General features: G+C 29.8%; 25 protein-coding genes. 24 read left to right on the top strand and 1 reads right to left on the bottom strand.

Features of this window, described 5'->3' with window-relative positions:
* The first annotated feature begins 11 nt into the window (after positions 1-11).
* The 23 genes from LRR82_RS04975 to LRR82_RS04865 all read left to right on the top strand — a co-directional run bounded on the left by LRR82_RS04975 (position 12) and on the right by LRR82_RS04865 (position 17,397).
* Positions 12-680, top strand: coding sequence for a fructose-6-phosphate aldolase (locus tag LRR82_RS04975; RefSeq protein WP_249030428.1), 669 nt, complete (start codon positions 12-14; stop codon positions 678-680).
* Between the two features lie 104 nt (positions 681-784).
* Entirely contained in the window at positions 785-934 is a 150-nt protein-coding gene (gene rpmG / locus LRR82_RS04970; protein WP_249030427.1) for a 50S ribosomal protein L33, read from the top strand.
* 113 nt (positions 935-1,047) lie between these two features.
* Positions 1,048-1,656 carry an MBL fold metallo-hydrolase gene (locus LRR82_RS04965; RefSeq protein WP_249030426.1) on the top strand — a complete coding sequence of 203 codons (609 nt, stop codon included), beginning with the start codon at positions 1,048-1,050 and terminating at the stop codon, positions 1,654-1,656.
* Between the two features lie 75 nt (positions 1,657-1,731).
* Entirely contained in the window at positions 1,732-2,718 is a 987-nt protein-coding gene (locus LRR82_RS04960) for an ATPase, T2SS/T4P/T4SS family (RefSeq protein ID WP_249030425.1), read from the top strand.
* On the top strand, positions 2,711-3,706 hold the full coding sequence (locus tag LRR82_RS04955; protein ID WP_249030424.1) for a type II secretion system F family protein: 996 nt from the start codon (positions 2,711-2,713) through the stop codon (positions 3,704-3,706). The genes LRR82_RS04960 and LRR82_RS04955 overlap by 8 nt, the downstream gene beginning before the upstream one ends.
* Positions 3,707-3,727: 21 nt before the next feature.
* Positions 3,728-4,036, top strand: a complete 309-nt coding sequence (gene comGC / locus LRR82_RS04950) for a competence type IV pilus major pilin ComGC (RefSeq protein ID WP_249030423.1) — start codon at positions 3,728-3,730, stop codon at positions 4,034-4,036.
* Positions 4,023-4,424: a type II secretion system protein gene (locus LRR82_RS04945; RefSeq protein WP_249030422.1), complete on the top strand. Its 402-nt coding sequence runs from the start codon at positions 4,023-4,025 to the stop codon at positions 4,422-4,424. The genes comGC and LRR82_RS04945 overlap by 14 nt, the downstream gene beginning before the upstream one ends.
* Positions 4,414-4,626 (top strand): hypothetical protein, encoded by a 213-nt coding sequence (locus LRR82_RS04940; RefSeq protein WP_249030421.1) that lies wholly within the window; start codon positions 4,414-4,416, stop codon positions 4,624-4,626. Before LRR82_RS04945 ends, LRR82_RS04940 begins: the two co-directional genes overlap by 11 nt.
* Positions 4,584-5,129, top strand: a complete 546-nt coding sequence (locus tag LRR82_RS04935) for a hypothetical protein (RefSeq protein ID WP_249030420.1) — start codon at positions 4,584-4,586, stop codon at positions 5,127-5,129. Before LRR82_RS04940 ends, LRR82_RS04935 begins: the two co-directional genes overlap by 43 nt.
* A complete protein-coding gene (locus LRR82_RS04930; protein ID WP_249030419.1) occupies positions 5,062-5,367 on the top strand; it encodes a hypothetical protein in 306 nt (101 codons plus the stop codon). The genes LRR82_RS04935 and LRR82_RS04930 overlap by 68 nt, the downstream gene beginning before the upstream one ends.
* Before the next feature lie 89 nt (positions 5,368-5,456).
* On the top strand, positions 5,457-6,014 hold the full coding sequence (efp, locus tag LRR82_RS04925; RefSeq protein WP_249030418.1) for an elongation factor P: 558 nt from the start codon (positions 5,457-5,459) through the stop codon (positions 6,012-6,014).
* A gap of 83 nt (positions 6,015-6,097) precedes the next feature.
* Positions 6,098-6,559 (top strand): SpoIIIAH-like family protein, encoded by a 462-nt coding sequence (locus tag LRR82_RS04920; RefSeq protein WP_249030417.1) that lies wholly within the window; start codon positions 6,098-6,100, stop codon positions 6,557-6,559.
* 62 nt (positions 6,560-6,621) lie between these two features.
* The gene (locus tag LRR82_RS04915) at positions 6,622-6,960 is read left to right on the top strand and encodes an Asp23/Gls24 family envelope stress response protein (RefSeq protein ID WP_249030416.1); all 339 of its coding nucleotides are present in this window, start codon (positions 6,622-6,624) and stop codon (positions 6,958-6,960) included.
* Positions 6,961-7,048: 88 nt separating this feature from the next.
* Complete coding sequence (nusB, locus tag LRR82_RS04910; protein WP_249030415.1) at positions 7,049-7,450, top strand: transcription antitermination factor NusB; 402 nt, start codon at positions 7,049-7,051, stop codon at positions 7,448-7,450.
* 1 nt (position 7,451) lies between these two features.
* On the top strand, positions 7,452-8,780 hold the full coding sequence (gene xseA / locus LRR82_RS04905; RefSeq protein ID WP_249030414.1) for an exodeoxyribonuclease VII large subunit: 1,329 nt from the start codon (positions 7,452-7,454) through the stop codon (positions 8,778-8,780).
* Entirely contained in the window at positions 8,780-8,995 is a 216-nt protein-coding gene (xseB, locus tag LRR82_RS04900) for an exodeoxyribonuclease VII small subunit (RefSeq protein WP_249030413.1), read from the top strand. Before xseA ends, xseB begins: the two co-directional genes overlap by 1 nt.
* Position 8,996: 1 nt before the next feature.
* Complete coding sequence (locus LRR82_RS04895; protein ID WP_249030412.1) at positions 8,997-9,836, top strand: polyprenyl synthetase family protein; 840 nt, start codon at positions 8,997-8,999, stop codon at positions 9,834-9,836.
* Positions 9,837-11,699, top strand: coding sequence for a 1-deoxy-D-xylulose-5-phosphate synthase (dxs, locus tag LRR82_RS04890; protein ID WP_249030411.1), 1,863 nt, complete (start codon positions 9,837-9,839; stop codon positions 11,697-11,699).
* A gap of 35 nt (positions 11,700-11,734) precedes the next feature.
* Positions 11,735-12,535 carry a TlyA family RNA methyltransferase gene (locus LRR82_RS04885; RefSeq protein ID WP_249030410.1) on the top strand — a complete coding sequence of 267 codons (801 nt, stop codon included), beginning with the start codon at positions 11,735-11,737 and terminating at the stop codon, positions 12,533-12,535.
* 8 nt (positions 12,536-12,543) lie between these two features.
* Positions 12,544-14,193 (top strand): DNA repair protein RecN, encoded by a 1,650-nt coding sequence (locus LRR82_RS04880; protein WP_249030409.1) that lies wholly within the window; start codon positions 12,544-12,546, stop codon positions 14,191-14,193.
* A gap of 55 nt (positions 14,194-14,248) precedes the next feature.
* Positions 14,249-15,256: a SpoIVB peptidase S55 domain-containing protein gene (locus LRR82_RS04875; RefSeq protein WP_249030408.1), complete on the top strand. Its 1,008-nt coding sequence runs from the start codon at positions 14,249-14,251 to the stop codon at positions 15,254-15,256.
* A gap of 477 nt (positions 15,257-15,733) precedes the next feature.
* A complete protein-coding gene (locus LRR82_RS04870; RefSeq protein ID WP_249030407.1) occupies positions 15,734-16,792 on the top strand; it encodes a PDDEXK nuclease domain-containing protein in 1,059 nt (352 codons plus the stop codon).
* 143 nt (positions 16,793-16,935) lie between these two features.
* Positions 16,936-17,397 carry a GNAT family N-acetyltransferase gene (locus LRR82_RS04865; protein ID WP_249030406.1) on the top strand — a complete coding sequence of 154 codons (462 nt, stop codon included), beginning with the start codon at positions 16,936-16,938 and terminating at the stop codon, positions 17,395-17,397.
* Positions 17,398-17,504: 107 nt separating this feature from the next.
* On the opposite strand, the gene LRR82_RS04860 is transcribed toward LRR82_RS04865, so the two are convergent.
* The gene (locus LRR82_RS04860; RefSeq protein WP_249030405.1) at positions 17,505-18,023 is read right to left on the bottom strand and encodes a TetR/AcrR family transcriptional regulator; all 519 of its coding nucleotides are present in this window, start codon (positions 18,021-18,023) and stop codon (positions 17,505-17,507) included.
* A gap of 411 nt (positions 18,024-18,434) precedes the next feature.
* Here LRR82_RS04860 and LRR82_RS04855 point away from each other — a divergent pair, with 411 nt between their 5' ends.
* Positions 18,435-19,091 (top strand): FUSC family protein, encoded by a 657-nt coding sequence (locus tag LRR82_RS04855; RefSeq protein WP_249030404.1) that lies wholly within the window; start codon positions 18,435-18,437, stop codon positions 19,089-19,091.
* The last annotated feature ends 731 nt before the right edge of the window (positions 19,092-19,822 follow it).

Raw genomic sequence — 19,822 nt, 5'->3', positions numbered from 1 at the left:
AGAAAAAAGAAATGGAATTTATAGTTGATACAATTGATTTAAAAGATATTAAAGAAGCAGTAGAATATATGCCAATTGTCGGTGTTACTAGTAATCCGTCAATTGTAAAAGCAACAGCACCAGAAGATTTCTTTAATCATATGAAAGAAGTAAGAAAAATTATTGGTATGGAAAGAAGTTTACATGTTCAAGTTATTTCAAAAGATTATGAAGGAATAATGTTAGAAGCTAAAACTATTTTAGAAAAAATAGATGATCAAGTTTATATCAAGGTACCTGTTTCATATGAAGGGACAAAAGCAATTAAAGCATTAAAAGCACAGGGAGTTCATGTTACTGCTACTGCTGTTTATGATTTAATGCAAGGTTATATAGCACTTGCTAGTGGGGCTGATTATATTGCTCCTTATGTAAATCGTATTGGTAATTTAGGAAGTGATCCTTATGAATTGATTACAGAATTATCGAATCGTATCCTTATGGATGGTTATGATTGTAAAATTTTAGCTGCTAGCTTTAAAGGAGTTCAACAAGTAAAAGATTCATTTAATAGTGGTTCTCAAGCAATTACTGCACCAGTAGCGGTTTTAAAGCAAATATTTGCGAATCCAAATATCGAAAAAGCAGTCGATGATTTTAACGCAGATTGGGAGTTTGTATATCATAAAGATACTTTATAAGATTATAATTAGCGACTTATGAAAATATGTTAAAAATTAACTAGTATTTCCTTTTATAGTATGTTATGATTAGTCTCGAAAGTTTAGGTAATGGAGGTGCAATCATGAGAGAAAATATTATTTTAAAATGTACAGAATGTGGCGAAGAAAACTATATTAATACAAAAAATAAAAGAAATCATCCTGACAGAATGGAAGTTAATAAATATTGTCCAAGATGTAACGCTAAAAAAGTACACAAAGAAAAAAAATAATTTTTAAAAAAGCCAACAAATATAACTTTGTTGGTTTTTATTTTATTGATTTTTATTTTGAATCGTCTAAAATAGAAGAGGTAAAGAGTAGTGAATCATTGGAGGGAAATGAAATGAAATTAAAAACATTAGTCTTAGGTAGTTATCAAACTAATTGTTATATTGTTCAAGATGAACATAAACATTGTATTATTATTGATCCTGGATCAATAGGAAGAAAAATAGTGAATTATTTGAATGAAAATGAACTAATGGTGGATGCTATTTTATTAACTCATGGACATCATGATCATATTGGGGCTGTTGATTATGTTTATAAACAATATCCTTGTCCTATTTATTGTCATCAAGAAACAATCGAAATGATCGTGCAACCAAGTTTGAATTTATCATGTCATGGGAATTCTTTTGTTGTGGAGTCTCCAACATTAGAAGCACCTACTTATTTTACAATTGGTTCTTTTGATATAGAATGGATGTTTTTACCAGGACATTGTCAAGGAAGTTCGATGATTCGTTTTGTAAAAGAGAATATTATTTTTAGTGGAGATGTTCTTTTTCAAGGTTCTATCGGGAGATTTGATTTTCCAAGTTCTTCTAAGCATGATACGATTCAATCCATTCAAAAAATGAAGTCACTCGATTATGATGCAGTAGTTTACCCTGGTCATGGTCCTAGTACAACTTTAAAACAAGAACAAGAAACAAATCCATATTTCTAAAAAGAAACGAAAGTTTCTTTTTTTTTAAAGTAATTTGTATTGTTCATTAGTATATCCTAGTGGGAGGGATAAATAATGAACGATCAGTTTGAAAAAATATTTGTTAGTGCAATAAAACAAAATGCGAGTGACATTCATATTACGTTGGATAAAGAATGTATGATTTATTATCGAATTCATGGTGTCCGTGAATTCGTTATAAAACAACAATATGAACAAGGGTTGCGATTAATTAATCAACTTAAATTTCTTTCTAATATCGATGTGAATTATAAACTAAAACCACAGACTGGTCATTTTGTGTTTCTTTATAAACAAATTAATTATAATTTAAGGATATCAAGTATTCCTAGTTTAACAATGGAAAGTTTAGTGATTAGAATTTTAGATAACCATCCTGACTTAGAATTTCATTCTCTATTTATTATAAAACCGATTCAAGAATATTTGGAATGGTTAGTTACGCGAAAACAAGGATTGTTTGTTATTAGTGGACCGACTGGATCTGGGAAGTCTACCACACTATATACCATAATTGATGAATTAATTAAACAAGATAATTTTCATATTATTACTTTAGAAGATCCTATTGAGGTGAATAAAAAGAAATGTTTGCAAATACAAATTAATGAATCAATGGATATCACGTATCACGATACTTTAAAACAGGTTTTAAGGCATGATCCTGATGTAATTGTCATAGGGGAGGTTAGAGATACGAAAACAGCTAAATTAGCTGTTAGTGCAGCTTTAACGGGTCATTTGGTGCTTGCTACTATTCATGCAAGTAGTTGTATAACTACTATTCAAAGGTTATTTAATTTAGAATGTGAAGCCCTTGATATCCAAGAAACATTAATAGGTGTTCTAAATCAATCTTTATTACACCAAAATCTTATCAAGAAAACGATTGTTATTGGAGAACTAATTAATAAAGCACAGCTTTTGGATTATTTTAATAAGGAAAGTAGTGATTATTTTACTTATCAAAATTGTTATGACTATTTATATGGATTAAAAGTAATTGATAAAGTTCAAAAGGAATGGTTAGAAAATGGATAATGATTATTTAGAACTCGAGTTTTTATCCTTGTTGTTATCACAAGGATATGCTATGCAAGATATTGTTAAGTTATTAAAAATTTCTTTTCATTCAAAAGAAATCATTCTTTTTGAAGAAGGGTTAAAAGAAGGATTATCGATTGAGAATGCTATTATGAATGCTTATAAAGAATCATTTTTTAAAGAGTATTTTTGTTTTTTTCTTAAAAAGAATAGTATTTCAAAAGCAATTAATCTTACTTTAGAAACTTGTAAAAAACAAAAACAAATAATGAATCAATTAAGGAAACAATTATTATATCCTGTTTTTTTATTAGTTTTTCTATTTTTCTTTTCTATCTTTGTAAGCTGGTTTTTATTGCCACAAGTTCGAATTATGATTGAAGATTTTGGGAGTAGTTTATCGTTTGTTCAAGAGTTTATGTTTGTTATGTTTCAAGTTATTCCTTTGGTTGTTTTTATTTTTTTAGGATATTTGATTGGTTGGGTTATTTATTTAATTTATTGTGTTAAAAAGAAATGGAGCTATCGTTTGTTAATATTATTAGATAAAAAAATAATATCTTCACTATTAAAGAAATATTATTCATTTAAATTTTCTTTTTATTATAATGAATTACTTAAAACTGGTTATGATACAACTGCTTCGATTGAATTTTTGTATGAACATTTAAAAAATCATGATTTACAGGTTGTTTTATATCCAATAATGAAACAGTTTGAAAGTGGTGTGAGTTTAGAGCAATGTATTGCTAGTAGTCCTTATTTAGATCAATTATTAGTTCAATATATTTATATGATGCAAAAGAAAATTGATGATAAAAGCTTAGATGATTATATTGAATTATCTAGCAAAATGATGGAAACAAAAATAAATAAAGTTTTGTTTTACATTATTCCTTCCATCTATTGTTTTGTAGCGTTATTTGTAGTTTTTGTGTATCTTTCTGTTATTTTTCCTTTAATGAATGTGATAGAAGGAATTTAAAAAAAGAAATGAGGTGAGAAAATGAGGAATAATAAAGGCTTCACGATGGTGGAAATGATATTTTGTGTAAGCATTGTTTTGGTTTTATTGCTATTGGTGATTCCAAATGTTACTAGTAAAAATAATACGATTAAAGATAAGAGTTGTGAAGCACAGGTAGAAGTAGTGAATGCACAAATTATTTTATATCAAATAGAAAATGGTGAATTACCAACAAGTATAAGTGACTTAACTTCTGGTACTACTCCTTATTTAAAAGAAACACAAGCCACATGCCCTAGTGGGAATGCAATTTACATTAGTGGAGGACAAGCATATGAACAAGAGTAATGGTTTTACCCTGGTAGAAACTTTGCTTTGTTTAAGTACTATTATTATATTATCTAGCTTTAGCATGAAAACAATATATGTTGATACAGTCTCATTAGATAGTGTGGTATATCAAATAATGGAAACAATTGAACAAGCAAAGCTATATTCTGTTGCTTATTGTCAAAGTGTAAAGATAACATTAAACAAGAATAGTATTAGTTGTCAGTTAGAAAATGAAAACATTAGTTATCAATGGGATGATTCAATTGATATTCAAGATACGCAAACTATTTCTTTTAATCAAGAGGGACATATAAATAGTGCAACAAGTGTCGAGATTTGTCAGGGAAGTGATTGTTCTAGCATTGTATTTCATCTAGAAACAGGTCATATGAATGTACAGTAAAGGATCTACTCTAATAGAGAGTTTGTTTGCTTTTGAAATATACTGTACAATCATTATTTTATTTCTTTCTTTGTATAATCAATTAGCAGTGCGAGTAGCTGATAATGCTACTGAATATCATACATATATAGAAGAACGTTATGAAAGAGAGAAAGATATATGTTTAGACGAACTAAGCGATATTCAAAAGCTTTTACCTTAGTTGAAATGTTACTATCTTTACTAATTTGTTGTTGTATTACAACAAATATAGCAAGTATTTTATCCATTGCTAAAAACCTGAATGATGTTTCTAATTCACAAACATCATTAGAAGCTGGGGCTTTACAAATTAGTAGACTTTTGTATGCCAAAGAAATTATATCCATTGGTGATGAGCTAGTTTATATGGATGAAGACCAGGAGTTTACCTTGTCATTTAATAATAGTCGTTTAGTTAAACAACCAGGTTATACGATTTATCAAGAAGATATTCAGGATGTATCTTTCTTTCAAGAAGGATATCGGATTTATATGGAAATAACATTAGAAGATCAAAAGACTGTTTTTTGGATAGGAGTTTATGTTGAAAATGAAAGCGAAGAGCAAGGGGACGATACTACAAGTAGTGTTAGTGCTATTTTTAGTGATCAATACGATGTTAGTGGAATATGCGAATGTGGTAGTTTATCAAGTATCTTCTTATCAAAGAAATCTAGAATATGATACGACTCGTTTGATCGAATTATCAATGATAGAGTTCTATATCATGACATTAGAAGATGGATATTTACCGAGTGGGAGAACTTCTTTTGATGATTATACGATTTATTATGTGGTTAATGATACGACGTTTGAATATGAAATAACATCGACTATTCAAAAAGGAACAACTTATACAAAAAGTTTTAAAGTGATGATTGATTGCTATACAAATGAAATAACAGAATTCGAATTAGAGTAGTTTCTAACAAATTGTCAAAAAACTATTTAATTTGTATCATTAATTTGATATAATTGTTTAGAAATTTATATAAATTAAGGAGAAGAGTTATGATTAATGTTGGTGATTTAAGACCAGGTATGACATTTCAATATGAAGGAAACCTATTCATTGTATTAGAAGCGTCACATAATAAAACTGCACGTGCTGCAGCAAATATTAAAGTGAAAATGAAAAATATGAGAAGTGGTTCTACTACTGAAATTACTTTTGGTGGTAATGATAAAGTTGCAAGAGCTCATATTGAAAAAAGAAAAATGCAATATTTATATGATGATGGGGATGCATTAGTATTTATGGATAATGAAACTTATGATCAAATTGAAATTAATGGAGATTCTCTTAAATGGGAAAAGAACTTCATGAAAGAAAGTGATGAAGTTGAAGTTACTAGTTTTGAAGGAGAAGTATTAGGTTTATCTTTACCTATTAATGTTCCTTTTAAAATTATTGAAACTGAACCAGCTGTTAAAGGGGATACTGCAACTGGTGCTACTAAATATGCAATCATTGAAACAGGTTATCAAATTAGAGTACCTTTATTTATCAGTGAAGGCGAAGTTGTTGTTGTAAATACAACAGATGGTAAATACCAAGGTCGTGCTTAGTTAATTAAGAGCAATATATTTGCTCTTTTTTTCATATTAACTTCTTTTTTGCATATATTAAAGCAAGATAAAAAGGAGAATTTATGATGAATAGACAAGCAATTACATTCTTATCTTTATTTAGTTTAATATTAGTGCTATCCGTTTTTTATATTTTGATACCACCAATTGATGAAACAGAAATAAGTGTTGTAAGTGAAGTTACAAGTGAGGTTGTTAGTTTACAAGAGACATTAGATGCCTCTAGACAAGATTTGGTTACTAGTAATAATGAAGTTATTGCTTCAGCCAATAGTTCAAGTCAAGATATTGAAGATGCCTTAGAATCAATTGCTCAAACAAAAGAGCTGATTGCAAAGGAAGATGAAATTGTTACACTTTTAGTAGAAGCGGGATATGTGAATGCTTATGTAGAGATTAATGATAGTAGTATTAGTGTTGTTGTGGAAAAGGAAACAGCAACAAGTAGTGATGCAAATACGATTATTCAATTAATAATGAATGAATATGGCCAAAATTATCAAGTTGAGGTTAAATTTGTTTGACAAGTAACTTTACTTTTCTAAGAAATTTCTTTACAATAGTAGTAAGTAAAGGAGTGTTTATTATGAGTCAAGAACATTACGTATTAGAAGAAAAAACAAATCTAGGTTCTGCTAGTGTTTGTATGCAAGTGTTTGAAGGTATTGCATATGCTGCTATTAAAAGAGCAGAAGGAATTGAGTTAGATGCCCCTTCAGGTATTAAAATTTCGGGACGTTCTCCAATCAATGCAAAAATAGCAGATGAGAGTATTATCATTGATGTAGATGCATGTGTTGACTATGGGGTAAATGTTGCTAGCACAACTCAAGATTTACAAACTGCAATTATGGACAAAGTAAAACAAATGACGGAGCTTACAAATTGTAGGGTTAATATTTATATTCGAGCAATTCATTTTTAATAAAAAGAATGAAGTAATTCATTCTTTTTATTTTCTTTTAAGATGAAAATATGGTAAAATTTATTAAGAAGTTTGGAAGGTTAATAATATGGAAAAGATCAGAAAAAAATTAATTAGAGAAAAAGCAGTAATTTCAATTTATCAGTATGTTTTATTGGATAATGAAATAGAAGAAGTAGAAGAATTTATAGAAACAGATGTTATATTATCAAAAAATAATGATGAAATGAAATACTGTAAAGATATGGTAATCAGCATTATTGAAAATATCGAACAATACAAACAAGCAATAGCAGCTAATTTAAAAACAGGATGGACTATTGATCGTCTATCTAAGATGGAAATGGCAATTTTAATTGTTGGTTCTTATGAAATACTAACAGTAAAATTAGCGAAAACAGTTGTTATTAATGAAGCTGTTGAATTAACAAAGAAATATTGTGATGAACAATCTTTCAAGTATATAAATGGTGTTTTGAACCAGTTATAAAATGGAACGTCAATATTTAACAGTTGCTAGTTTAAATCGTTATATAGGTTCGGTAATTGATAAGGATACACATTTACAAAAAGTTTATATTAAAGGTGAGATTTCTAATGTGAAACATCATAGTTCTGGTCACTTGTATTTTACGTTAAAAGATGATAATTCTCGCATTAATGCAGTTATGTTTTCTTATAATTTTAAGTCACTTGCTTTTGAAGCAAAAGAGGGACTAAAGGTTTTAATTGAAGGAAGTGTTTCTGTATATGATGCTGGAGGAACTTATTCAATTCGTGTAAATACAATGGAATTAGATGGTGTCGGAAATCTTTTTTTGCAATTTGAACAATTAAAGAAAGATCTTTTAAAAGAAGGATTGTTTGATCAGGCAAATAAAAAAGATATTCCTAAATTTCCTAGAAGTATCGCTATTTTAACAGCTTATCCTAGTGCTGCATTAATGGATATTATGAGAGTTATTCGTCAAAGATATCCAGTGGTAAAGGTAATCATTTTCCCGATACCAGTTCAAGGAAAAGGCGCATATGTTACGATTTCTAATAAGTTAAAAGAAGTAGACCAATATGGTTTTTCTACCATTTTATTAGCTCGTGGTGGGGGTTCTATTGAAGATTTATGGAATTTTAATGAAGAACAATTAGCTAGAACAATATTTGCATGTAAAACACCAATTATAAATGCGGTTGGACATGAAATTGATGTTACGATATGTGATTATGTTGCTGATGCAAGAGGATTAACGCCAACTGCTGGAGCTACACTTGCTTGTCCCGATTTAATGGAATTAAAGCAATCTGCCAATATATTGGAACGTCGTTTACATGAAATATTATTACATCAAGTGCAAATGAACAGACAAAAATTAGATGCATTATCAAATTTTTATTTATTTAAAAATCCAGAAAAGTTAGTAACAAATTATCAACTACGTTTAGCACATACGCAGGATAATATGAAATATATTTTTGATAACAAAATAATAAATACGAAAGTGAATTTTGAAAAAACGTCACAACAGTTTCATCACTTAAGTAAACTATTTTTAATAAATACATCACAACATATAAATAGTTTAGAACAATCATTACATCATCAAATGAATACACGTCTTTTAAATAATCAAAATCGTTGGAACAAAAGTGTTGCTATGTTAGATGCATTAAGCCCATTAAAAGTAATGCAAAGAGGTTATTCAATAACTTATATTAATGATAAAGTGATAACTAGCAGTAAAGATATAAATAACAATGATCTTTTAAAAGTACAATATCATGATGGAATAGTTTATGCATTAGCTAAAAGGGAGGAATCATAATGGATAAGATGACATTTGAAGAAGCATTAAAAAGAATAGAAGAAATAGTTAGATTATTAGAATCTCAACAAACATCATTAGAACAAAGTGTTGAATTATATCAAGAAGGAATATTACTAACAAATCATTGTAATAAAAAACTACAAAATATAGAAGGAAAGGTTGCAAAAATACAAATTAATGGTGAATTTGTAGATTTCAAAGAGGGTGAATAATATGATAGAACAATTAGAAACAAGATTACAGGAAATAATGGATAGTTACAAACCTAGTAAAGTTAGAGATGCTATGCAATATTCTTTAATGGCAGGTGGTAAAAGATTACGTCCAGTTTTCTTTTTAGAAGTTTTAAGTAGTTATGGAGTAAGTTATGAGGAATATTTAGATATTGCTTGTGCTATTGAAATGATTCATACGTATTCTTTAATTCATGATGATTTACCAGGGATGGATGATGATTCATTACGTCGTGGAAAACCAACTTGTCATATTAAATTTGGAGAAGCAACAGCTATTTTAGCTGGTGACGCTCTTTTAAACCAAGCAATGTTAGTAATATTAAATGCTAATATTGATACTGAATTAAAGTTGAAAAGTTTACAAATCCTATTTGATGCTAGTGGTGTGGAAGGCATGATATATGGTCAAAATTTAGATATGGAATCTGAAAAGAAAAAAATTGATTTAACAAAATTAGAAGAAATTCATTATTATAAAACAGGTGCTTTAATTAGTGCTGCACTAGAAATGGGTGCAACAATTGTTGACAATGATAATGTTTCAACTTGGAAAGAAATTGGTATGAAGATAGGATTAGCGTTCCAAATTCAAGATGATATTTTAGATGTAACAATGACTAGTGATAAATTAGGGAAGAATGCAGGTAGTGATATTGCAAATGGAAAAGCAACCTATGTTAAATTATTAGGTATGGATGCTTCTTGTCAAGAAGTTGAAAAATTATTGAAAGAGTGTCAATCTTTATTATCTTCTCTAACATGTGATAATGAGATATATTTAGGTATTTTTGAACAATTAAAGAAAAGAGGGAATTAAATGGATCTTACAAAAATAGAATCTCCTGAGTTTTTAAAAACTTTAGATGATAAACAACTAAATGACTTAGCGGATTCTATTCGTACGTTCTTAATTGAAAATATTTCAAAGACGGGTGGACATCTATCTAGTAATTTAGGTATTGTGGAACTAACAATAGCTTTACACCTTGTTTTTGATTCTCCAAATGATAAAATATTTTTTGATGTTGGACATCAATCTTATGTACATAAAATACTAACTGGTCGAGCAAAATATTTTCCTACCTTGAGGAAAACAGATGGTTTATCCGGTTTTCAAAAAACCAAAGAATCGAAACATGATGTATGGGAAGCTGGACATTCTTCAACAGCACTAAGTGGTGCTATTGGAATGGCGGTTGCAAGGGATTTGAAAAATGAAAATTTTCATGTTGTTCCCGTAGTAGGAGATGGTGCAATGCTATCAGGACCTTCTTTAGAAGCACTTAATCACATCGCATCTTTAAATAATAAAGTAATTTTAATATTAAATGATAATCATATGTCGATTGGAAGTCGTGTTGGAAATGTAGAACATTTTTTATCGAATATTCGAATTTCAAATACATATAATCATTTAAAAAAGGATTATCGTAATTTATTATCTGGAGGTAATGTTCGTAATAAGATTTTTACTACTTCAAGATCTATCAAAGAGTTCTTTAAAAAAAGTTTAATTAAACATACTATGTTTGATGATTTTGGTTTAAGTTATATTGGACCAATAGATGGACATGATATTAATGAATTGAAAAGAGCTTTAAATTTTGCGAAAGAAAGTAAAGAAAGTATTGTTGTTCATATTCATACTCAAAAAGGAAAAGGATATGTACATGCAGTTGATGATAAGTGTGGGAAATGGCATGGTATTGGACCTTTTGATATTGAATCTGGACAATCATTAGAAAAAGTAGATGAAAATAAAATAAGTTGGTCTAAAGTAGTCAGTAATCATATGAATACATTAATGGCAAAAGATGATCAAATCGTCGCTGTTACTCCAGCGATGGTTCATGGTTCAAAAATGACAAAATTATTTCATGATTATCCTGATCGTTGTTTTGATGTAGGAATTGCAGAGGAACATGCCGTAACTTTTGTTGCAGGCTTAAGTATTCAAGGGGCTAAACCATTTCTTTCTGTTTATTCTTCTTTTATACAACGGGCATATGATCAAATGAATCATGATATTGCCAGAATGAATTTACCTTCCTTTATATGTATCGATCGTTGTGGCATAGTGGGTAGTGATGGACCAACACATCATGGTGTGTTTGATATCGGTATGTTTTTACCGGTACCAAATTTAACAATTTTTGCACCTCGTGATGCAAATGAAGCACTTAGCTTTATGGATTATGCTTTTGATCATTTTGATCGACCATATATGATGAGAATCAGCAGAAATAGTGTTTTGAAACCAACTGAACAATATCAAGAAATGGTATACGGAAAATGGTTAAACTATAAAAACAATGATAATCCTAAAGTGATTATTATAACATATGGTGATAATGTGGATGTGGTTGAAATGCTTTTAGAACAAGAACATATTCCAGCATATATAGTAAATGCTAGATTTTTAAAACCTATTGATACCGATTTAGTAAATCATCTTCCAGAATATAAATTACCAATCATTGTATATGAAACTGACTTACAAAATGGTGGGTTATTTACTCAATTAACAAGTTATTATAGTCAAAATCACAAAACTGTTTCAATTAGTAGTGTTGCTATTGGTGATCATTATTCAATTGCAGGAAGTGTTGATGATATTTATCGTGATGAAAAAATTGATAAATACTCATTATTAGAAAAGATAAAAGAAGTAATATCCTAATTACGTTAGTATATTATATTGAAAGGAGTTTTTAGATGGCCAAAGAAAGAATAGATGTTTTATTAGTAGAACAAGGTTTTTTTGATTCTCGTGAAAAAGCAAAACGTGCCATTATGGCAGGTATTGTAAGAGATGATTATGATATTATTGATAAACCTGGCACTAAAATTGATATTGATTCTAATTTATTTGTAAAAGGATCAATCATGCCATATGTTTCTAGAGGTGGTCTAAAACTTGAAAAAGCTATAAAAGTTTTTGATTTGTGTTTGCAAGATAAAATCGTATTAGATATTGGTTCTTCTACAGGTGGTTTTACAGACTGTTCTTTACAAAATGGAGCAAAGAAAGTGTATGCTGTTGATGTTGGCACAAATCAATTAGTTTGGAAGTTAAGAAATGATCCTAGAGTTATTGTAAAAGAAAAAACAAATTTTAGACATGCCACAATCGATTTATTCGAGGAAGGTAGACCAAATTTTGCAACAATCGATGTATCTTTCATTTCTCTTTACCATATTTTTCAACCTTTAGGAAAGATTATTCAAGATGGGGATAGTGTAATGGCACTAATTAAACCTCAATTTGAAGCAGGTAAGGAAGAAGTTGGTAAAAAAGGGATTGTCAAAGATCCTGAAATTCATTATCAAGTGATTGAAAAAGTAATTGGTTTTGCAAATGATAATGGATTAATAATCCAAGCATTAGATTTTTCTCCTATTACTGGAGGAAGTGGAAATATTGAATTTATTGGACATTTTATAAAAAATGGACAAACTACAAATATAGATATTCAAGAAGTTGTTGAATCAGGACATGCTAGTTTAAAAGGGTAGGTGAAACTATGTTACAGAGCTTAATAATACAAAATTTTGCAATCATTGAATCATGTTCAATTGATTTTCATCAAGGGATGACTGTTTTAACTGGCCAAACAGGGGCAGGTAAGTCAATTATTATTGATGCAATCGGACAACTATTAGGTGATCGTAGCCAAGTTTCCATGATTAAAAATGGAGAAGAAAAAGCTTTTATAGAAGGTGTTTTTGATGTTTCTAATAACAAAGATATAAAACAACTTTTAATTGATAATGATTTTGATGTAGATGATACTTTAATTGTTTCTAAATCTATTTCTATTGATGGCAAAAGTATCATTAAAATGAATTATCGTACAGTTTCTTTGGCTTTTTTAAAACAACTTATGCCTAAAATGGTTGATATACATTCTCAATTCGAAACACATAGTTTATTTAATCCTAAAAACCATTTAGGATTATTGGACCAATACATACATGATGATTTAGAACCTCTTATTAGAGAATATCAAATGTTATTTAAAAAATTCTCTATTTTAAAAAAAGAAATAGCTACTTTAGAACAAGAAGAATATAGTGATGAACAAATTGATTTTTATCAAGCACAGCTTGATGAAATTAATGCTATTGATATAGATGATATTAACGAAGATGAACTACATGCTTTAAAAAAGAAAATGGAAAATACATTAAAAATTCAAGAATCTTTTTTACGCTATGAATACTTGATGGATAATCAAGTATTCACAGGATTAAAAGAAGCACTTAGTGAAATTGATACATTAGAAGAGGATGTAGATTATCAAGAAGATTATCACAAATTATATGATTTATTTTATACAATCAAAGATATCCATTCTAATTTTACTACTATTTATTATGGACAGGATTATGATAGTGTTGATTTAGAAAATATATCGGATGTATTAAGGAAGCTTAATCGTTTAAAGAAAAAATATGGTTTTTCTTTAGAAAGTATTATTAGTGCTAGAGATGATTTAGTTAAAAAAATTGAATTTGCAAGTCAAAGAGAATCTCTTTTAGACCAACTTCAAAATCAGTTTTTAGATATTAAAAAGGAAATGATGCATCAAGCCCAAGCCATATCTTCATTACGTAAACAAAAAGCCCTTATTTTACAGAGTGATATTGAATTACTGTTAAAAGAATTACATCTACCAAATGTTGTTTTTATGATTCATTTTGATTTAGTTGATTTAAATAAACAAGGTATTGATGCGGTTAGTTTTTTAATTCAAACAAATGTTGGGAGTAAATTACAACCTTTGCATAAAATTGCTTCTGGTGGTGAATTGTCACGTATTATGTTAGCAATTAAGCTTCAAACACTTAAATATGGTACTACTTCTACCATTATTTTTGATGAAGCAGATAGTGGAGTTAGTGGAGAAGTTGCTCAAAGTATTGGAAGTGTTATGAAACGTATTTCGAAACATTATCAAGTACTTTGTATTACGCACTTATTCCAAGTGGCAGCGTATGAAGATTATCATTATTTTATTTCAAAGCAAAGTGATGATATTTCAACACATGTGAAAGTAGAATTACTTGATGAACAAGCAAGTAATGAGGAATTAGCAAAAATGATATCAGGAAAAAATATTACTGAGGAATCATTAGAGCATGTTCGTTTTATTAAAAAAAATCTTACATAATAAAAAGCATAGATGCCAAACTATTTTGTAACAATGGTTACAAAAGGAGGTGTCTATGCTTTTAAAAAAATCATTTCTATCAATTTTTATTGTTTTAATTTTGCTTTTCAATAGTGTTTTTGCATTATATGCAAAAACAGTTATTCCTTCTGGTGCATCTATTGCAATTGAATTGGAATGTCCAGGAGTAGTTATTACGGGAGGATATAATATTATAATAGATGATAATTCTTATAATCCTTTAGAAAATGGATTAAATGAGGGAGATATTATTTTATCTGTTAATAGTGTTGCAATTTGGCAAATAAGTGATTTTAATGAACAGTTACAAATGTTATATGTTGATTCACAGGGAATTGTACTATCTATTTTAAGGGATGGAGACTTATTGTCACATCAGTTGAAAGTGTCCAATCAAGATGACCTTTTACAAACAGGATTGTATGTAAAAGATCGAGTCTTGGGTATTGGAACGTTAACCTATATTGATGTTGAAGAAAACATGTTTGGTGCATTAGGACATGCAATGGCATTCGATGATTTATCTTCATTAGGTTTGTTACAAAACGGAACTATTTATAATAGTTATGTTACAGAGATTCAAAAAGCTACATTTAGTGTAGCAGGGCAAAAATTTGCAACGATTGGAGATGATGTTTTAGGAGAAGTTTTATATCATAGTGATCTTGGTATTTATGGTATTACTAATACTATCGAATACAATACAAATGATCTTATAGAATGTGCATCAAAAGAAGAAATAGAGTTAGGGGAAGCATATTTTTTAACTGTTTTAGAGGATGATACTATTCAAGAATGTCTTATTGAGATTACAGAAATAGATAGTGATTCTAGTACTGGGATCAAAGGAATTACTTTCACATTAGTTGATGAATCTGTGTTGGATTCTACAAATGGGATTATTCAAGGAATGTCAGGATCACCCATCATCCAAAATGGAAAGCTTATCGGTGCCGTTACACATGTTTTTGTGAATAATCCGACAAAGGGATATGGGATATTTATTGAAAATATGTTAGAGACGGCGGAGAGTGTGGAGTAACTTATGGAATAAAAACAAGCTGGTAGTGAGTAGCTAATACTACTAGCTTGTTTTTACTTAGCTTTTGTAGCAGCTTTTGAATGGTTTTTATGTAAGCGTCTATTCAAACACCTAGCGTAGAACCATTATTTCTATAAACTAATATCATAAAAATGATAGAGGTTTCATATGAAGAAACATAAAACAAAAGAAGAAAATCAAGAAATAATTTTGAGACGCAAAAACGGTAATTCCTAAGTCTGGATTCTGGGGTAAACTGGTGGTATAATTACAACATGCTAGTTTACTCCATTTCTATTGAAAGGATGGTAAGAAATGGGTAAAGACTTAAAAGAGAAAGAATTTAAAACAATTAGACCAAAACAGAAAGTAGAGTTTTAACAGTAGCAGAGCAACAAAAAGTAAGGCTACGTAATAAAGGAGCATGGGATACCATAGAGCGATGGATCAAATGAATATTATGAGAAAGGAATAAAGATGAATAATGATTTGAAAATTGTAAATAATGAAGAATATCAGATATGGATAAACGATATAAAGCGATTAGTACATGTAAGTCAATTAAAGGCAGCTGTTCAAGTTAATACAGAAATGATTAGAATGTATTTAGAAATAGGTAAAGAAATTTCTCAAAAGAAGGTGGAATCCGTATGGGGGATTGGATTTTATCGCACGATGAGTTTTTCAATGAAGAAAGAATTTCCTGATGTCAAAGGATTTTCGGTTACTAATTTAAAATATATGAAGCGTTTTTATGAGTTTTATTGTTTGTCGGAAGAAAATCGTCAACAGCTTGTTGACGATTTAAAACAAATATGTATGATACCTTGGGGGCATCATATTTTAATTATGACAAAGTGTAAAGATGTGCAGGAAGCAATTTTTTATGTGAATAAAACAATTGAAAATGGTTGGAGCAGATCAATGCTACTAAATTATTTGAGTGTAAATTTATATGCAGCAAGAGGAAAAGCAATTACAAATTTTGAGGTGCATTTACCTGAAATTCAGAGCGATTTAGCAAAAGAGGCAATAAAAGATCCATATAATTTTGACTTTATTACATTGACAGAAGGATATAGAGAAAAAGAATTAGAAGATGCATTGACAAGTAATATTACAAAGTTTTTATTAGAACTTGGACAAGGATTTGCATATATAGGTCGTCAGCAGCCACTAGTTATCGGAGAAAAAGAAGTAATTGTAGACTTATTATTTTATCATATGAACTTAAGATGTTATATTGTAATAGATTTAAAAATAGGAGAATTTGATGCATCTCATTTAGGTCAGATAGGGACTTATGTGGTGGCTATTAATCATCAATTAAAAAAGGATGTAGATAATCCTACGATAGGACTTATTATTTGTAAAACAAAAGATAATGTAATGGCACAATATGCAGTCGAAGCAAGTAGTGTTCCGATTGGAATATCAGAATACCAATTATCAAAACTATTACCAACGGAGATTGAAAGTGCACTACCATCTATAGAAGATATAGAACAATCAATTAAAAAGCTCACGGAAGAATAGAAGGGTTCTGGAGAAATTCTTTTATCAAAAATTGAAGAAGTGATTTTTAGATGGTGTAAAAATGGTGTCAAAGATAATTCCTAGCACTGATAGACATATTTATTGAGTTTGTGTTAAGGTATTATAAAGGACAGGAGGTAATCATGGAAGTTGAAATTAGAAAAGCAAGTGACAATGATAAAAGTGCGGTATTAGAACCTGGGCGTAAAAATGTAAATATATATGAAAGAACACATCTTGGAGATGAGTTAGCAGACGGATATATAGAAAGTGGTGCTTGTGACAGTGATTTATCAAGTATATATGAAAATGCAAGTGTTGCATTATGTGATGATAAAGTAATTGGATTTGTTTTCATAGAGGGAAATGAAATACAAAGATTATCAGTGGATAATGAACATTGGGGCAAGGGCGTTGGACAAAAACTTTTAGACTATGCTACAAGAGAAATATCTAAAACCAATAAAGAAATAATACTTGAGTGTTTTGTATCATCGCCTATAGCTAATCGTTTTTATAAAAAAATGAGTTTTGAAAATTCTGGTGTAATTGATGGTGATGGAGGAAATAGAATTTTATACAAGAAAAAATATGATATATTCTGAAGGATATATAATGAACAACAAACAACCTAAACAGAAAATTCTGCTAGGTTGTTTTCTTGTGTCAAAAATATCCTAATGTAATTATCTTCTGTTGCAATATTGGATTTTTAGAGAGCTCGTTTATGATTGAGTATCCCTAGTACAGCCTTCGCCATTTCTTCGGGAGTTTCTTCAGAGCTTTCGTCTGTAAAAGATACCATAGAAGAAAAAAGACCTCCAATAATAAATGTCTTTTGTACTCGAGTAAATGAATCGCTATATTGTCCTTTCGACAAAACAACATTTAAGTATTCTTCTAGCGGACGATACATAACCTTATGAAGGTCGTTTTGTAGACATACTTTAATTTCAGGTGTTAAATTCTGCCAAAAACAGAAACACTGAGCTAAAGCCTGTTCTAAATCGAATTCGTCTCCTTGAATTGATGAAATATATTCAGAGAATACACGGTCGAAATGAAACTTTAAAATATCTTCTTTGTTTTCAAAATTTCTATAAAAAGTAAGTCTTGATACGCCAGCTTTCTCCGTTATGTCGGTGATAGTAATCTGGTTATAAGGCGTGTCTTTTATGAGAATAAGCAATGAATCTGCTAACCATTGCTTGCTTCTTTCAGATTGTTTCATACGTTAGAGCCTCCAAACTGTAACAAAATAGAAGATTGTGTATCTTCCATTTAAATTTCTGATTTGTTATAGTTGTAACATGTGTTACAACTATAACAGATACTATAAACTTAATCAAGTATAGAAAAAGATTCTGTACATCAACGATTTAATACGATTTAATAGGAGGAATTATTAGTGTCAATTTTATCGAAAATGAGATCGAATTTCGTGGGATGTTTATGTCTTATGCTAGTTTGTGTATTGGGCGCAATCACGGCGCAGTATACCATATTTGTTCCTTTTTTGTTCACCTTGATTTATGGGTGTTCCTATATTTTTTGGAGTGTGAGAAATAACAAATTCCCTTATTACTTTCACATTGGGCTTCTTTATTTAATCGTAAATAATCAAGCTGGCGGAGTGCAAGCTGTGGCTGATATTGTAAAATGGGGATTGCTATTCACTGTAATTCTACTTGTGTTTACATTTATTAGGCTTCGTAAAAAAGGTGCACCATTACATTCTGCTGATAGTATATCTCAAGGTGCAATGTGCAAATATAAAACCTTCTTCAAGGAAAATCGCATGATAATTCAAAGAACACGGATACACTGCTTGATTATTTTTGTTGTTTGCTGGGTTGGATATCTTGTATATGATCACAGAGGATATTGGCTCATTATATCTGCAAGCGCCGTGTTGATTGATGGAGAATACGGGAAAATTTGGACCAGGGGGAACAGAAGAATTATCGGTGCACTGATTAGTATGATTGTTCTTGGTGGATTAGTGTTTTGGGATGCAAACATGGTGGTGTTAATTGCGGTTGCTATTATCACAATGATTGGAATTGGATTTTTCATGCCGAATAAGTATATTATGGGTAGTGCGTGCATTGGCATGCACGCAACAACTGCCAATATTTTGGCAAGCGGTGATTTAAGCTATAGTATTGTGGGGCAAAGGGTACTTTGGACAATTGTTGGAGCAGTTCTTACATTGGTGTTATGCTATGTATTTGATAAATTACTTCCATCATTGTATCAAGATCATGCAAAAGAGAAGCTTATAGTGGCAAAAATATAATGATGAGAAAACAAAATTAAAGAATAATTCCAGCATGATGAGCTGTTGTACATTTATCAAATAATTGGTAAGTGAACAACGGCTCTTTATTGTTGGAAAGAAGAAAATATTACCTATATGTAATTGGAAGAGTTAAAAGTTCTAAACGTAGGTAATCGTAATAACAAAAAGAATGAGGCAGACTTTATATATACTCTTGAAACAAACAAGAGATACGGAACCTTGATAATTAAATAGGACAATCATATGACTAGATAATGTTTTCGCCTTTTATGATTTGTATAGAAGGTTGTGAATTCCTAATCGTGCGTTGAAGTTTCTGCAGTAGCACTTTTACTGTCCAACCCTAAAGATACTGAGCCATAGAATTTACTTACCTACGTTGCAGCAGGAGATAATGAAATATTACTAGCACCTATCCTTCGAGAAAAAATGGATAGAGGTGGCACTAATATAAAGCGAATGGGAATTGCTTTATATTGTGGTGAATAAGCTATTCAAGCATATGTAACCCGGCTGGGGGATTAAACTAAAAGATATATTAGTAATTATGTCTTTTGGTATAAGTGATTCTATTATTTGAATTATTTATACCAGAAGATGTTTTGATGGAGATAAGAAGTTAGTGGATTTAAATGAGAAAAATAGTGAAAATCAAAAAAGGTATTTTTTTTAGTCCTTGCTTGACATAGTCGTTTGTGAATGATCCAAGTCAAGGCTATGGAATATTT

The sequence above is a fragment of the Tannockella kyphosi genome, assembly GCF_021054785.1.
Taxonomy (GTDB): domain Bacteria; phylum Bacillota_I; class Bacilli_A; order Erysipelotrichales; family Coprobacillaceae; genus Tannockella; species Tannockella kyphosi.
This window is presented reverse-complemented; position numbering and strand designations above follow the sequence as displayed.